Raw genomic sequence first — 13,891 nt, 5'->3', positions numbered from 1 at the left:
CCCCCCCCGGGGGCGCCCCCCCCGGGGGGGGACCCCACCCCCCCCCCCCCCCCCCCCCACCGGCCACCCCCCGGGGGGCGGGGGGGGGGGGGGGCCCGCCGGGGGGGGGGGGGCCCCCCCCCCCCCCCCCCCGGGCGGGGGGGGGGGGCCCGCCCCCCCCCGCGCCCCCCCCGCCGCCCCCCCCCGACGCGTTGAGAACAGGAACCCCCAACCACCTGCCGCTGAACGGGAACACGGGCTCGGCTCGTTGTTCCGGTGGCCCCTTGCGTTTCGCAAGGGGCCACCGGTGAAATGTCTCGTCAGTGACCGCCGATAGGGTTCACGGTGCCGTCGTGGCGTGCCGGGGTTGGCCCTTGGCGCCTGCTTTCAGGCGCTGGAGGGAGCGCGTGAACGGGGTGGCGAGGTCTCCCAGCGGCTCGAAGAACCGGTGATCGGTCTCCTCCACCACACGAACGGTGCGGTTCGCGATGTCCCTTCCACTGGCGGTGACTTGGAGGGCGCGGGCGCGCTTGTCCGTGGGATGGGGAAGCCGCTCGACGAGGCCGGCGGCCTCCAGGGCGCGCAGGACCTGGGAGGTCATCATCGGGTCAGTGGCCGCGTGGTCGGCCAACTGCTTCTGGGTGATGGGACCTTCGGTGCCGAGCCAGGTGAGGGCGGCCAACAGGACGAACTGCACGTGGGTGAGTCCGTACGGCTTGAGGGCCGCGCGCTGGGCGGCCTGCCAGCGGTTGGTGATCTGCCAGAGAAGCAATCCGGGGCTCTCGTCGGCGTCGTCGAAGGATGAGGCCAATTCCCGTTCGCTCATAGGCTGAACAGTCCTTCCTGTGGTGCGGTCGCGGTCGTCACCGCCCCGCCGTTCATCGCTGCTTCGATGAGGGTGAAGTCTCCCTCGCTGAGCTCGATCAGACCACGGCGCAGCTGATATCCCCAGTGCGCCCCGGCGGTCAGATCGAGGCGCTCCCGGAGGTCCGCGAGCGGGACGTCGACGGTGTCCCGGTAGTGCACGCGCCGCCGCCAGGGCTTGAAGCAGCCCTCGTCGGCCTGCCAGATCGTGCCGTCCGCGATTTCGCCGAGGGCGGTGAACGCCTGGAGGGGTTCGCCGTTGTGGAGGCTGGTGCGGGGGGAGTAGTAGATCAGGTGGTCTCCGGGGCCGAGGCGGGCCAGCGGGGCGTGCTTGCCGTGGCCGAGTTGGGCGATGCCCAGCGCGGTGCCGCGGCGGACGTGGTCGCGGCAGACGACGCCGAGCCAGTACCCCGTCACTTGGCCACCTCCATGACAGCTGCCTCGGCGGTGGCCTTGAGGCCGGCCAGGTCGGCGGGGACGGTCCTGGCGATGTCCTTGCCGAGGATCCGCTTCCACAGCCAGGCCATCGGCCCGGCCAGCGAGGCGGTGACCTCGACGACGGTCCCGCCAGCCTCGGTGACCTCCACGAGGTGGCGGAAGGTGAGCTTCGCGCCGGGCAGGTGCGAGACGTCGGTGAACTCGCGGTCGGTGAGCACGGTGACGACGAACCGGGTCTTCGGCCCGCCCTTGGGCTTGAGCGTGCCGGTGGTGCCCTCCGCGAACTCCCCGTCGAGGCGCACCCATTCGGTGTCCTGGCTCCACTGCGGCCAGGTGGCGGTGTCGGCCCAGCGGGTGAAGAAGGCGGCGGGGGCGGCGGTGGAGATGATGCGGGCGTTCCCGAGAGTCGTCATGGAAAGAAGTATGCGCGCTTAGTGTTTTGAGGTCAAGGATCGCGTCGGTGCCCGCCCCTAGGCTGACGGTGTTAGGGAGAGTCCGATCCCCGGGAGCGTCCGTCCATGGCCACGTACGTACTGATCCACGCCGCCGCCGTCGACTCCTGGTACTGGGGGCCGCTCGCCGCCGAACTGCGCGCCGGGGGCCACGAGGTGGTCGCACCGGACCTCCCCTGTGAGGACGAATCCGCCGGGTTCGCCGAGTACGCGGACGCGGTGGTGGAGGCCATCGGCGACCGGACCGGCCTCGTCGTCGTCGCCCACTCCTTCGGCGGGTTCACCGCCCCCCTCGTGTGCGACCGCCTGCCCGTGGACCTGCTGGTGATGCTCCAGGCGCAGGTGCCCGCACCGGGCGAGTCGGCGGGCGAGTGGTGGGGCAACACCGGCTACGGGCCGGCGCGGCAGGAGGCCGACCGGGCGCGGGGCATCGCGGAGGGCACGGACGAGGATGTGCTCACCCTCGTCCTCCACGACACCCCGGCGGAGTTGGCCGCCGAGTTCGTCGCTGGGCACCAGCGCACCCAGTCGGCCACGCCCTTCGCGAAGCCCTGGCCGCTGGCCGCCTGGCCGAAGGTCCCGACGCGGGCCCTGCTCTCCTCCGACGACCGGTTCTTCCCGACGGCCTTCATGCGCCGGGTCGTCGTCGAGCGGCTCGGCATCGAGCCGGACGGGATGCCGGGCGACCACTGCCCGATGCTCGGGCACCCGCAGGAGCTGGCGGAGCGGCTGGAGGCGTACCGGGCGGCGCTCTGACCTGGGGTTTCGTACGGGCGAAAAAAGTTTTGAACTCACCTGCAACCCCCCGGGGGGATGCACGTCTATCAGGGTGAAGGCGGACGGAGAGCAGGACCGGCGAAGCCGGGGGGTGCTTCCGCTCGACAGGAGCGGCGCCGGTCACCTTCACCCACCACACGTTCATCACCATGACCCTGGGGAGTCACGTCATGCGCACGTCCGTTATCAACCGTTTCGCGAAGAACGTCCGTCCGGTTTCCGTCCGTCGCGGGCTCGCCGCCGTCGCCACCACCGTCGTCCTGGCGGGCGGGGTCCAGGTCCTTGCGGCGGGGGAGGCCTCGGCCTGCGCGGGCCCGTACAAGGCGAACAACCCCACCGTCTCCCAGGAGGCGCGGGAGCGGCACCACAACGGCGACCCGGTTTCGGCCTTCCTGCCGCCCTTCACGTCGATGACCACCGGTTCGGCCACGGAGCTCGGCGTGGAGTTCGTCAACTTCACCGGCGCGGCGTACGACCTGGCTTCGCCCTCCCTCACCCTGAAGGGGAACCACCTGCGCGTTCAGGACGTGACGGTCGAGGTCATGATCTCCGGTGCGTGGACGAAGCTCGGCGTCGACGAAGGGTGCGGCGGCGAGGCCGTCCGCGTCGACACCTCGCCGCTGATGCAGCACCTGGACAACGGTCGTGCGAGCCGCGAGATGTTCCGGATCACGCTGGCCGCCAACGCGCCCAAGGGGCTCACCTCGGTGTCCCTCTCCACCTCGGCGTCGGGCGAGGGCAGCACCGGTCACTCCGCGGTTCAGACCCGCACCTTCAAGGTCGTCCACCCCGGTGACGGGTCCACCGCGCCGGCCAAGCCCGCCCCCACCAAGAAGCCCGCCGCCCCCGCCGCCGAGAAGACCACCGCCGCCCCCACCGCGGCGCCCGCGACCACCGCGCCGGCCGGGACGCCGGAGCTGGCGCAGACCGGTGCGGCCGAGAACAACACCTTCCTCGCCGTCTCCTCCGCCGTGCTGCTCGCCCTGGGCGCCGGTGTCCTGATCGCCGTCCGCCGGCTCCGTCCCCAGCGGTAACCGGCCGACGGTCCCGACGAAGGGGCCCTGTTCCGCACGGCGGTGCGGATCGGGGCCCCTTCCCGTGCGTTCACCCTCATCTCATTGCAATGAGATGAGGGTGTTTCGTTGCGTTAGATGGCAGGCTGGGTGCAATGATTTTGCGGCTTCCACCTGCGATGATGGGATTCGTGAGCCTTGAAGTCGTTGCCTGATCTGCGAATGCAACGTAGCGTTTCTCTTGTCGGAAACAGACGAGAGCCGAAAGAGGCCCCACCATGAACACCACCCACCCCGCCGCCTGGACCGGGACCGTCGCCGTCGAGGACACCGTCCTGGCGGTCACCGACACCGGCGGCGCCGGCACCCCGGTCGTGTACCTCAACGGCTCGTACGCCGACCAGGCGCACTGGCGGCGCGTGATCGACTCACTGGGCTCCGGCTTCCGCCACATCACCTTCGACGAGCGGGCCCGCGGCAGGTCCGGCCTCTCCGGCGACTACTCCTTCGAGGCCTGTCTGCGCGACCTCGACGCCGTCCTGGCCGCGCGGGGCGTCGAGCGGCCGATCCTGGTCGGCTGGTCGTACGGCGCCCTCATCGCCGTGAACTGGGCCTCCCGCAACCCCGGCCGCGTCCGCGGGGTGGTGTCCGTGGACGGCGCCTACCCGTACAAGCGGCTCGACGCGGCGACGCAGGCGAAGGTCCGCAGGATGTTCGCCCGGTTCAGCCTGCTCTTCCCGATCGCCCGCCGCATGGGCATGGCCGGCCGGATGAGCGCCGCGCAGCACGCCGACATCAACCTGGAGCTCATCGAGCTCTGCGCCCACGACACCATCGAGCCCGTCCTCGACCGGATCACCGACCCGGTCCGCTGGGTCGTCGCCACCGGCGGCAGCCTCGGCGGCGACGCCGAGTCGATGGAGGGCATGCGCGCCAACCTCGACCCCGTCCTCGCCCGCAACCCGCACCTGGCCGTCCACACGCGGGTCGGCAGCAACCACACCCAGATCCTGCGCAAGGACTCCCCGGCCGTCGCCGACACCGTGCGCGAACTGGCGCGGGAGAACTGAACACTAGGATGCGCGCATGGAAATCCAGGGGGAGGCGCTGCGGCGCCTGGAGGCGGGGCTGGTGCGGAGACTGCCGAGGGTCCTGACGGTCGTCGCGGTGCTGCTGGTCCCGTGGATCGGGGTGCTGATCGCCACGGTGCCCGGCCGGGTCGGCGCGCGGGACTTCGCCAACTCCTGGATCGGGCTGGACGTCTTCGAGGTGTGCGCGCTGCTGGCCCTCGCCCCGCTCGTGCGGCGGGAGCACCGGGGGGCGAGCCCGCTGGCCGCCGCGGCGGCGGTGGTGTTCGCCCTGGACGCGTACTTCGACGTGATGTCGGCGGCGCCGCGTGTGGACTACCTCGTCGCCCTCCTGATGGCCTACCTGGCCGAGTTGCCGCTCGCCGGCCTGCTGGCCTGGCTCTCCTGGCACGCGCTGCGCTGGGCCGCCGTCAGGGAGGCGGAGCCGTCCGAGCCCCGGTGACCGCAGCGGGCCGGGCCGGGCCGGGGTGCCGAGGGAGGTTCAGAGCCAGCCGCGCTGGGCGGCCTTGATGCCGGCCTCGAAGCGGCTGCTGGCGCCGAGGCGTTCCATGATCGAGGACATGTGGCGCCCGACGGTGCGCGAGGAGATCCCCAGCCGCTGCCCGGCGGTGTCGTCGGTGAGGCCGGAGCCGAGCAGGCGCAGCAACTCGCGCTCGGTGGCGGTGAGTCCGGTGCGGGTGTCCTCGGGGTGGGCGGCGCCGAGGGGGACAGCGGTGTTCCAGGCCTGTTCGAACAGGTCGAGGAGTGCGGCCAGGATGCCGGGTTCGGTGACGTACAGGGCGCCCTTGCGGTTGTCCTCGGGGTCGATGGGGACGAGGGCCTCCCGGCGGTCGATGATGACCATGCGGGGCGGGATGGTGGCCGCGGTGCGGACCTCGCCGCCCTGGCTGAGCAGCCAGTGGGCGTAGACGGCGACGTGCGCCTGGTGGCGGGTGGAGTCCTGGTAGAGGGTGCGCATGGCGATGCCGCGGGAGAGGGCCTCGGCGTCGGTGGGTCGTCCGGCGGCGAGGTCCTCGGGCCGCTGGTTGCCGGGCTGGCTGGCGAGGGCCTCGACGGTGGCGCCGTGGCCCATCCGTTCGAGTCTGGCCTGGATGGCGTCCATGCCGAGCAGGCGCTCGCCGTGGGCCGCTCGGTGTTCGGCGCGGTCCGCGACCATGCGGGTGACGGCCGCCCGTGACGCCGCCAACTGTGCCTGCTTGGCAGCGAGTTCGGCCTCCTGCTGGGCGAGGGCATCGGAGAGCGCGATGTCGGGGCTGACGGCGCGCAGTTGCCCGGGGCGTTCGGCGGAGACGCGGACGAGGGTGTGCCGGGCCAGATCGTCGAGGTGGTCGTGCACCTGGACGGCGGTCAGTCCGCAGTGCGCGGCGATCTCCTCCACGCCGTAGGCGGGATGGTCGAGCATCGTCCGGTACACCGATGTCGTCCCGGCCGTCAGTCCCAGTACCTCGAGCACCGTGTTCCCCCCGAATCGCCGGCCGACTTTCCGCAGGTCAGCCGGTCGAATTCAAGCAGTCGCGCGGTGCTTCGCTCAAGATCTGATTTCTGGCCCTTCATGGCGGTATGGGCGGCGGTGGTCGGGTGAGTTGCACGACATGCCTCCGGATAGTTGGCATGGCCATGAAGTCATGTCGGGATCCGGTCAGTCCGATTGGCGACATCCGGAAGACCTTCCGGCCGCGTCGCCGGGCGACGAGAGTAGTGATCGCCGCCAGGGAGGCCCGACAGGGACAGCCCGAGCGGCAGCCGAACGGAGCGTCAACCGCGGGACGCCCCGACCGGATCGGCACACCTCTCCCGTCAATCCCAGAAGGGCTCCATCATGATCCGCACCCGTATCGCCCAGGCCGCCGCGGTCGCCGCCGTCTCGCTCACCGCCCTCCTGGTCACCCCGGACGCCGCCACCGCCGCCACCAACGGGGCGCCGCAGGGCTCCGCCACCGCCGCCTCCACCGACAGCATCTCCTGGGGCGGGGTCGTCGCCCCGGCCAGCATCTCCTGGGGCGGCTGAACCCCCGATGGAGATCGTCTACGCCAGCCTGCGCCGCCGCCCCGGCGGAACGGCGGGAGCGAACGAGGCGGCCGAGGTCGTGGACGCCCTGTGGGCGCACGCCTTGCCCGGTGACGGACTCCAGCACGCCAGCACCCTGCCCGCCGACGACCGGATCGACCTCCTGGTCTACCTGCTCAGCCGGGACCCGTCCGACCGGCCCGACGCCGTCGGCCGCGCCCACGACCTGATCGCCCGCAGCCACCGCACCTCGCCCCTGCTCCGCCGCTGCTACCTGCCTCCCGAGCCGCCGGAGCCGGCGGACCTCGCCGCCGGCTGACCCGAACCCGGCGCACCGACTCTCCCGGCGCCCGGCGCCCGGCGCCCGGCGCCCGAGCGAACCCGCGCGCCGACCCGCCGCGGGCCCCGACGAACGAGTGGACCACTCCTCTCGCGCCGCCCTCGCCCTCGCCTTGGCCGGCGACGTCCCGGCCTCGTCGACGACGACCGACGTCCCGGCCTTCCCGGACCGGCTGTTCCTGCAGGACAGCCAGCACCGGAGACGGCCGACCGCCCGATCGGGCACCCCGTACGACTCCAGCCACCTGCGCGTACCGACCTCCTGAGGATCATCTGTCATGAACATTGCGATCGCCCGCCTGAAGAAGTCCGCCGTCGCCATCGCCGTCGCCGCGGCCGCCGTCACGGGCATGACCTCCATGCCCGCCCACGCCGACGCCGGCAGCATCGTCACCGCCGTCCAGGGCCAGCTCGGCAACGGCCCCGGCAGCGGCTACAGCAACGGCGTCGGACAGACCAGCTCCGCCAGGGGCCAGGCATGGTGCGCCGACTTCGCCGGCTGGGCCTGGGCCCAGGGCGGCGGGGTCCAGCACCTGGCCGACCTCAGCGACGGGGCCGCCAGCTTCTACGACTACGGCGTCAGGTACGGGACGCTGTCCAGCACCCCGCACGTGGGGGACGCCGTGGTCTACGACTACAGCTCGGACCGGGACTGGGCCAGCCACGTCGCGATCGTCACCGCCGTCGGCAACGGCAGCATCACCGTGATCGGCGGCAACGAGGGCCACAGCCGCTACCCGCAGGGCATCGTCCAGCAGGAGTCCACGAGCAACTACTCGGTGGGCAGCGCCCCGTGGGGCCAGCGGATCAGCGGCTACATCTCCCCGGTCGTGACCAGCAGTGGCGGCGGCGGCACCGCGCCCGCCGTTCCGGCCAAGGCGATCCGCGGTGACAAGGGCACCGCGCTGGGCACGGACGGGACGTCGATGACGTTCACCCGCTCCGCCGCGGACGGCCACCTCCAGCTGACCTACCTGCCCTCCGGCGGCAAGTGGGCCACCGCCGACCTGACCAACACCGCCGGCGCCCCCGTCTCCGCCGGTGGCCCCCCGGCCGCCTTCGTCCAGCAGAACGGCACCCTGGGCGCGGTCACCGCGGACGCGGCCAACGGCCACCTCCGGATCACCTACCGCTCCGGCAGCGGCTGGGCCACCACCGACCTGACCGGCTACGTCGGCACCCCCGCCACCGACGGCACCTACAGCGTGATCACCGGCCCCGACGGCACCCTGGCGATCTACAGCCGCAACTACGCGGACGGCCACCTCCAGCTCACCTACCTGCCCAGCAGCGGCACCTGGGCCACCGTGGACCTCACCGCCTACGCCGGCACCCCGGTCACCGCGGACAAGGCCCCGGCGGCCTTCGCCCTGCAGAACGGCACGATCGGCGCGATCACCACCGACTCCGCCACCGGCCACCTGCGCCTGACCTACCGTGCCCCCAGCGGCACCTGGGCCACCACCGACCTGACCGGTTACGTCGGCACCCCGGCGACCGACGGCGCGGTCAGCGCCTTCACCGGCTCCGACGGCACCCTGGCGATCTACAGCCGCAACTCCGCCGACAGCCACCTCCAGCTCACCTACATCGCCAACAGCACCGGCACCTGGACCACCACCGACCTGACCACCACCGTCGGCACCCCGGTCTCGGCCGGTGCCTCTCCCGCCCTGTTCCAGCAGTCCGACGGCACCCTGGGCATCGTCACCGCGAACGCCGCCAACGGCCACCTCCAGATGACCTACCGCCCCAGCAGCGGCGCCTGGAGCACCATCGACCTGACCGGTTACGTCGGCACCCCGGCCACCGACGGCGCCAACCTCAGCGCCGCCTTCAACCCCGACGGCACCCTGGTCATCTACAGCCGGGACTCCGCCACCGGCCACCTCGACCTGACCTACCGCCCTGGCAGCGGTGCCTGGGCCACCACCGACCTGACCGGCTTCGTCGGCACCCCGGCGGAGTAACCCGCTCCCTCGCGGAGAGCGCCGGGAACACGGCCTCCGGCCCCGACTCGACCGAGTCGGGGCCGGAGGCCGTGGGGACTTCCGGCCGTCCAATCGAACGTTCGGGTATGCGAGTTGTCTCTCAACCGTCGGCGGTGACCAGGGGGCGGGAGGCGAGGGGGGAGGCGAGGCGGGCCGTGAGGCGGGCGGAGCCGAAGCTGTCGGGAGGGCACTGGTAGTCCGGGCCCTTGAAGCGGTGGTGGCGGACCAGGACGGTGACGCGGTCGGGGGCCTCGCGGACGAGGAGTTCGGGGCGCTGCTCGCAGGTCCAGGACAGGTCGAGGGAGATGCCGCGGTCGTCGTCGGCGACGCGTGGCGGGCTGGGGGCGGCGGCGTCGTAGGTGCGCCAGTGGGAGGGCAACCACCAGGTCTCCAGGGCGACTTCGGTACCGACCAGGCCGGCCGCGAGGAGGCCGATCACCCACCACTTCCGCTGCACGGGGACATGCTGGCGAGGCGGTGGACCGTCCGTCAAGCACGGTGTGGCCAGGCCCACCCGGAGGTGGGGCCGGGCCCGTGGTGGGGGCGGCCGGGCAGGAGGCGTCGGGGTTCGTGTGGGGGCGGGCGGTGGTCCTGCTGGTGCCGGTGGCGGTGGTGACGCGGGGTGCGGCGCTGCGTGGGGCGTTCCCGAAGCCGGTCAGCTGACCGCCGTCCAGTGCCAGGGCCTGGGCCCCTTCTCGCCGCGCAGGCAGGCGAGGCGGTGGTGGGCCTCGGCGCGGTGGCGGTCCGGGTCGGCGGCGGCGAGCTGGAGGGCGTAGCAGGTGAGCCGCAGTTCGCGCAGGTCGCGCAGGACGGGGTAGCCGGCCCAGGCGGTGACGTCGGTGCCGTACGCCTCGCAGAAGGCCGCGTACTCCTCGGGGCCGGTGGTGTCGAAGACCCCCTGCTCGACGGCGACGGCGGCGAGGTCCCATTCGGGCGGGCCCAGGGAGGTGCGCTCGAAGTCGAGCAGGTAGGTGGTGGAGGCGGTCACCGCGACGTTGCCTCCCCAGGCGTCCCCGTGGACCACGCCGAGGGGCATCCCGGGCGGGAGGCCGGACCAGGCGCCGCGCAGGACGGCGAGGCGCTCCCGCAGCCAGGCGCGTTCCGGAGGGTCGAGAGTTGACGCACCGTCAATGCGCAGGCCCAGTCGGACGAATGGATCGAGGCGCCCCAACTCCAGCGCGGGCACGGGTAGTCGGTGCAGGCGCCGGAGCAGCGGCGCCAGATCGACTGCCGTTCCGTGGGCGTGCGGCGGGAGTTGGTGCCAGAAGGTGACCGGACGGCCGTCGACGTCCAGTGGCTGCGGGACGCTCTCCAGCGGCCGTACGGCGGGGAAGCGGTTCTCGAACAGCCAGCGGGCGACGGCGAGTTCGCGGGCCGCTGCCGCCGCCTGGCCCGTACGGCCGATACGGGCCACGACGCCTCCGGGCAGCCGCCACAGCGCGTTCTCGCCCTCGCGGATCAGCGTGGCCCCTTCGGAGGGGAGCCCGGCCAGGGCGCAGGCCGCGCGCAGGGGCGCGGTGGTCGTGCCGGCCATGGAAACCCCTCCCCTCGCGCCCTGTTCCGCAGCGTAGTCGCGCGGTGGCGATGCGAGGGTGGCGCAGGTCACACCGGGGGATGTCACAACGGGCGGGGGTGTCCGGTCAGAGAGGGTGACAGCGCACCACCACGACAGGGGAGCACGCCATGGAAGCCCGTCTCGACCAGTTCAACAGCCCGATCCTGGGCAAGGTCCTCAAGCACTTCATCGCGGCGAGCCGCCAGATCGCGGAGTCGGACCTGCTCCCGGCCGCGACCCGGGAGCTGGTGATGCTGCGCGCCAGCCAGATCAACGGCTGCGGCTTCTGCGTCGACATGCACTTCAAGGACGCCGTGCACGAGGGCGAGGACGCGACCCGGCTGAACCTCGTCCCGGTCTGGCGGGAGGCGACGGTGTTCACCGACGCCGAGCGGGCGGCGCTGGAGCTCGCCGAGCAGGGGACCCGGCTCGCGGACGGCGCCCCCGGCGTCACCGACGAGGCCTGGGCGAACGCCGCGAAGCACTACGACGAGGAGCAGCTGGCGGCGCTGGTCGCCCTGATCGCGCTGATCAACGCCTTCAACCGGGGCAACGTCATCGCCCGCCAGCCCGCCGGCGGGTACCGGCCGGGGATGTTCGCCTGAGCCGTACGGGACGGAGCGGGACGGAGCGGGACGGAGCGTGGCGGCACGGGGCGTGAACCGAGGCGGCCGGGGTACAGGGGTCCCCGGCCGCCTCGCGCGTTCCGCGACCCCGGGGCACCCCGTGCGCACACCATCGAGCCCCGTACCTGGGGGCTTGCCGCCGTAAAACCGCCCGATAAGGTGTTAATCCAACATTCATCCATGTCGCATAGCCTCCGGGAGCTAGCCTCATGCTGAACGTCACCGTCCGACCGGGAGGCGAAAGCCCCGTGCAAGGCACTGTCACCACACCTGGCGGATCCGCCGTGACCGGCGGCCAGGGCGAGGCGTTCCTCCTCGTCGTCGACGACGAACCCAACATCCGCGAGCTGCTCGCCGCCTCGCTGCGGTTCTCCGGCTTCAGGGTCGCCTCCGCCGCCAGCGGCACCGAGGCGCTGGAACTGATCACCGCCGAGCGGCCCGACCTCGTCGTCCTCGACGTCATGCTGCCCGACGTCGACGGCTTCACCGTCGTCGAGTTGCTGCGCGAGCGCACCAGCCGGGGCCAGATCGCCGCGCCCGCGCACGGGCACCCCGGCGACCACCTCCCGGTGCTCTTCCTCACCGCCAAGGACGGCGTCGGCGACAAGGTGCAGGGCCTCGCGGCCGGTGCCGACGACTACGTCACCAAGCCGTTCAGCCTGGAGGAGCTGATCGCCCGCATCCGGGCCATCCTGCGCCGGGCCGGTGGCCCCGCCGAGGACGGCCGGCTCCTCGTCGCCGACCTCACCCTCGACCCCGTCGCCCACGAGGTCACCCGGGCCGGCAGCCCCGTCGCGCTCTCCCCGACCGAGTTCAAGCTGCTGCACTACCTGATGGCCAACGTCGGCCGGGTGGTGTCCAAGGCGCAGATCCTCGACCACGTCTGGGCCTACGACTTCGGCGGCGACCTCTCCATCGTCGAGTCGTACATCTCCTACCTGCGCCGCAAGCTCGACTCCGGCCCCGCGCACGGCCCCAAGCTGATCCACACCGTGCGCGGCATCGGCTACGCCCTGCGCCGCCCCGCCCAGGCCTGACCGGCCCCGATCGTGCTCACCCGCTTCACCTCCCGCTTGTCGCTGCGCGTGCGGTTGCTCCTACTCGCCCTGGTGCTGGTCACCACCGGGCTGGTGGTCAGCGACACCGTGGTGATCGGCACCGTGCGGGAGCAACTGGTCGATCAGCTCGACGAGCAGCTCCAGCGGTACGGTCCGCTGCTCTCCCACCGGCAGCCCAACCAGCCGTCCGCGTCCGCGCCCGGGAAGCCGGCCGTCACCGCCAAGCGGATCAGCCTGCCCAGCCAGTACCTGGTGCAGTACCTGTCCTCGGACGGCAAGGTGCAGGGGACGATGCGCCAGCCCGTCTCGGACAGCGACCCGGCGCCCCAGCTCGCCGGGCTCGACCCCACCGACACCGCCCCCGACGTCCCCTTCGACCTGCCCGACCAGCGCGGCCACCACAGCTGGCGGGTGCTCGTGCTGCCGCTCCAGGCCCCCCGCCAGCCGAACCAGCCCAACCAGCCGAACCAGCCCAACCAGCCGAGCCAGCCGAGCCAGCCCCTGGGGAGCACCGCCTTCGCGGCGCCGGCCACCGCCCCGACGTACGTGATGGTCGCCGTGTCCCGGGAGGACATGGACGCCACCATCAGCAGCCTGCGCCGCTCCTTCCTCGCCATCGGCGGGGCGGTGCTGCTGCTGATCGCCGCGCTCGGCTTCTTCGCCGTACGGGCCGGGCTGCGGCCGCTGCTGCGGATCGAGGCGGGCGCGGCGCGGATCGCCTCCGGCGAGCTGTCGCACCGGATGCCGGAGCTCTCCCCCGGTACGGAGGTCGGGCGGATGTCGGTGGCGCTCAACGGGATGCTCGACCAGATCGAGACGGCCTTCGCGGCCCGCGCCGAGTCCGAGGCCCGGATGCGGCGCTTCGTCGCCGACGCCTCGCACGAGCTGCGCACCCCGCTGGCCGGCATCCGGGGCTTCACCGAGCTGTACCGGATGGGTGCCCTGCCCACCGAGGAGGACGTCCGCCGGACGATGACCCGGATCGAGAGCGAGTCCGTCCGGATGGGCGCCCTGGTCGAGGACCTGCTGGTGCTCGCCCGGCTCGACGAGGAGCGCCCGCTCGACCTCGCCCCGATGGACCTGCGCACCCTCGCGGCCGACGCCCTGCACGACCTCACCGCCCTCGACCCGAGCCGCGCCGTCTCCCTCACCGGCCCGGCGGGCGGCGGCGCCCCCGCCCCGGCGCCCGTCCTCGGGGACGAGGCCCGGCTGCGGCAGGTGGTGACCAACCTGGTCGGCAACGCCGTCAAGCACACCCCGCCCGGCACCCCGGTGCGGATAGGCGTCGGCTCCGGCGAGGGCGGCGTCTGCCTGCTGGAGGTCGCGGACTCCGGCCCGGGCCTCACCGAGGACCAGGCCCGGCGGGTGTTCGACCGCTTCTACCGCGTCGACGCCTCCCGCAGCCGCGACAACGGCGGCGGCGCCGGCCTCGGCCTCGCCATCGCCACCGCCCTGACCCGCGCCCACGGCGGGACGCTCAGCCTCGACACCGCCCCGGGGAGGGGCGCGACGTTCCGGATGGAACTGCCGGTCAACGGCGAGCGGCTTTCCTGAGTTCCGGTGGCGCCTTTTGTCGACTCGTCAATTCCGCCACTGATCAGGGAAATTGGATGGATCACGAAGATTCGGTGCGTCTAGGATCGGCCCGGGCCCGGCCGCCGGGAGCGGCCCGGGCCGTGGAACAGGAATCCTGTCGCCCCGAA

The 13,891-nt window shown here is 72.8% G+C and carries 17 protein-coding genes; 11 read left to right on the top strand and 6 right to left on the bottom strand.

Annotated elements, in window-relative coordinates:
• Nucleotides 1–319: 319 nt before the first annotated feature.
• The 3 genes from ACIRRS_RS34140 to ACIRRS_RS34130 are packed head-to-tail and all read right to left on the bottom strand — an operon-like array spanning nt 320 to nt 1,694.
• On the bottom strand, nt 320–805 hold the full coding sequence (locus ACIRRS_RS34140; RefSeq protein WP_402979426.1) for a MarR family winged helix-turn-helix transcriptional regulator: 486 nt from the start codon (nt 803–805) through the stop codon (nt 320–322).
• Nucleotides 802–1,260, bottom strand: coding sequence for an EVE domain-containing protein (locus ACIRRS_RS34135; protein ID WP_402979423.1), 459 nt, complete (start codon nt 1,258–1,260; stop codon nt 802–804). The genes ACIRRS_RS34140 and ACIRRS_RS34135 overlap by 4 nt, the downstream gene beginning before the upstream one ends.
• Complete coding sequence (locus ACIRRS_RS34130; protein WP_402979420.1) at nt 1,257–1,694, bottom strand: hypothetical protein; 438 nt, start codon at nt 1,692–1,694, stop codon at nt 1,257–1,259. Before ACIRRS_RS34130 ends, ACIRRS_RS34135 begins: the two co-directional genes overlap by 4 nt.
• A gap of 105 nt (nt 1,695–1,799) precedes the next feature.
• On the opposite strand from ACIRRS_RS34130, the gene ACIRRS_RS34125 reads away from it, so the two are divergent.
• From ACIRRS_RS34125 to ACIRRS_RS34110, 4 genes are all read left to right on the top strand, one after another.
• Nucleotides 1,800–2,489 (top strand): alpha/beta fold hydrolase, encoded by a 690-nt coding sequence (locus ACIRRS_RS34125; RefSeq protein WP_402979417.1) that lies wholly within the window; start codon nt 1,800–1,802, stop codon nt 2,487–2,489.
• A 191-nt stretch (nt 2,490–2,680) separates the two neighbouring features.
• Nucleotides 2,681–3,544: an LPXTG cell wall anchor domain-containing protein gene (locus ACIRRS_RS34120; RefSeq protein WP_402979414.1), complete on the top strand. Its 864-nt coding sequence runs from the start codon at nt 2,681–2,683 to the stop codon at nt 3,542–3,544.
• A gap of 257 nt (nt 3,545–3,801) precedes the next feature.
• A complete protein-coding gene (locus tag ACIRRS_RS34115) occupies nt 3,802–4,593 on the top strand; it encodes an alpha/beta fold hydrolase (RefSeq protein ID WP_402979411.1) in 792 nt (263 codons plus the stop codon).
• Between the two features lie 16 nt (nt 4,594–4,609).
• Nucleotides 4,610–5,053, top strand: coding sequence for a hypothetical protein (locus ACIRRS_RS34110; RefSeq protein ID WP_402979408.1), 444 nt, complete (start codon nt 4,610–4,612; stop codon nt 5,051–5,053).
• A gap of 39 nt (nt 5,054–5,092) precedes the next feature.
• Here ACIRRS_RS34110 and ACIRRS_RS34105 read toward each other — a convergent pair whose 3' ends face one another.
• A complete protein-coding gene (locus ACIRRS_RS34105) occupies nt 5,093–6,064 on the bottom strand; it encodes a LuxR C-terminal-related transcriptional regulator (protein ID WP_402979405.1) in 972 nt (323 codons plus the stop codon).
• Nucleotides 6,065–6,430: 366 nt separating this feature from the next.
• On the opposite strand from ACIRRS_RS34105, the gene ACIRRS_RS34100 reads away from it, so the two are divergent.
• The 4 genes from ACIRRS_RS34100 (at nt 6,431) to ACIRRS_RS34085 (ending at nt 8,928) form a co-directional block, all read left to right on the top strand.
• Nucleotides 6,431–6,619, top strand: coding sequence for a hypothetical protein (locus tag ACIRRS_RS34100; RefSeq protein ID WP_402979402.1), 189 nt, complete (start codon nt 6,431–6,433; stop codon nt 6,617–6,619).
• A gap of 7 nt (nt 6,620–6,626) precedes the next feature.
• Nucleotides 6,627–6,938 carry a hypothetical protein gene (locus ACIRRS_RS34095; protein WP_402979399.1) on the top strand — a complete coding sequence of 104 codons (312 nt, stop codon included), beginning with the start codon at nt 6,627–6,629 and terminating at the stop codon, nt 6,936–6,938.
• Between the two features lie 97 nt (nt 6,939–7,035).
• Complete coding sequence (locus ACIRRS_RS34090; RefSeq protein ID WP_402979396.1) at nt 7,036–7,224, top strand: hypothetical protein; 189 nt, start codon at nt 7,036–7,038, stop codon at nt 7,222–7,224.
• Nucleotides 7,225–7,236: 12 nt separating this feature from the next.
• The gene (locus ACIRRS_RS34085) at nt 7,237–8,928 is read left to right on the top strand and encodes a CHAP domain-containing protein (protein ID WP_402979393.1); all 1,692 of its coding nucleotides are present in this window, start codon (nt 7,237–7,239) and stop codon (nt 8,926–8,928) included.
• 121 nt (nt 8,929–9,049) lie between these two features.
• On the opposite strand, the gene ACIRRS_RS34080 is transcribed toward ACIRRS_RS34085, so the two are convergent.
• Nucleotides 9,050–9,406: a hypothetical protein gene (locus tag ACIRRS_RS34080; protein WP_402979390.1), complete on the bottom strand. Its 357-nt coding sequence runs from the start codon at nt 9,404–9,406 to the stop codon at nt 9,050–9,052.
• A 198-nt stretch (nt 9,407–9,604) separates the two neighbouring features.
• A complete protein-coding gene (locus ACIRRS_RS34075; protein WP_402979387.1) occupies nt 9,605–10,483 on the bottom strand; it encodes a phosphotransferase family protein in 879 nt (292 codons plus the stop codon).
• Between the two features lie 149 nt (nt 10,484–10,632).
• On the opposite strand from ACIRRS_RS34075, the gene ACIRRS_RS34070 reads away from it, so the two are divergent.
• The 3 genes from ACIRRS_RS34070 to ACIRRS_RS34060 all read left to right on the top strand — a co-directional run bounded on the left by ACIRRS_RS34070 (nt 10,633) and on the right by ACIRRS_RS34060 (nt 13,742).
• Nucleotides 10,633–11,109, top strand: a complete 477-nt coding sequence (locus ACIRRS_RS34070; RefSeq protein WP_402979384.1) for a carboxymuconolactone decarboxylase family protein — start codon at nt 10,633–10,635, stop codon at nt 11,107–11,109.
• A 305-nt stretch (nt 11,110–11,414) separates the two neighbouring features.
• Entirely contained in the window at nt 11,415–12,167 is a 753-nt protein-coding gene (locus ACIRRS_RS34065) for a response regulator transcription factor (RefSeq protein WP_402979381.1), read from the top strand.
• A 12-nt stretch (nt 12,168–12,179) separates the two neighbouring features.
• Nucleotides 12,180–13,742, top strand: coding sequence for a sensor histidine kinase (locus ACIRRS_RS34060; RefSeq protein ID WP_402979378.1), 1,563 nt, complete (start codon nt 12,180–12,182; stop codon nt 13,740–13,742).
• The last annotated feature ends 149 nt before the right edge of the window (nt 13,743–13,891 follow it).

Source organism: Kitasatospora sp. NPDC101183, assembly GCF_044767945.1.
Lineage (GTDB): Bacteria > Actinomycetota > Actinomycetes > Streptomycetales > Streptomycetaceae > Kitasatospora.
The sequence above is the reverse complement of the archived record's forward strand: the minus strand, read 5'-3'. Positions and strand labels throughout refer to the sequence as shown.

Coding starts and splice junctions, on each gene's coding strand:
- ACIRRS_RS34140 (WP_402979426.1), bottom strand. CDS start 805: ATGAGCGAACGGGAATTGGCCTCATCCTTCGACGACGCCGACGAGAGC.
- ACIRRS_RS34130 (WP_402979420.1), bottom strand. CDS start 1,694: ATGACGACTCTCGGGAACGCCCGCATCATCTCCACCGCCGCCCCCGCC.
- ACIRRS_RS34125 (WP_402979417.1), top strand. CDS start 1,800: ATGGCCACGTACGTACTGATCCACGCCGCCGCCGTCGACTCCTGGTAC.
- ACIRRS_RS34120 (WP_402979414.1), top strand. CDS start 2,681: ATGCGCACGTCCGTTATCAACCGTTTCGCGAAGAACGTCCGTCCGGTT.
- ACIRRS_RS34115 (WP_402979411.1), top strand. CDS start 3,802: ATGAACACCACCCACCCCGCCGCCTGGACCGGGACCGTCGCCGTCGAG.
- ACIRRS_RS34110 (WP_402979408.1), top strand. CDS start 4,610: ATGGAAATCCAGGGGGAGGCGCTGCGGCGCCTGGAGGCGGGGCTGGTG.
- ACIRRS_RS34100 (WP_402979402.1), top strand. CDS start 6,431: ATGATCCGCACCCGTATCGCCCAGGCCGCCGCGGTCGCCGCCGTCTCG.
- ACIRRS_RS34095 (WP_402979399.1), top strand. CDS start 6,627: ATGGAGATCGTCTACGCCAGCCTGCGCCGCCGCCCCGGCGGAACGGCG.
- ACIRRS_RS34085 (WP_402979393.1), top strand. CDS start 7,237: ATGAACATTGCGATCGCCCGCCTGAAGAAGTCCGCCGTCGCCATCGCC.
- ACIRRS_RS34075 (WP_402979387.1), bottom strand. CDS start 10,483: ATGGCCGGCACGACCACCGCGCCCCTGCGCGCGGCCTGCGCCCTGGCC.
- ACIRRS_RS34070 (WP_402979384.1), top strand. CDS start 10,633: ATGGAAGCCCGTCTCGACCAGTTCAACAGCCCGATCCTGGGCAAGGTC.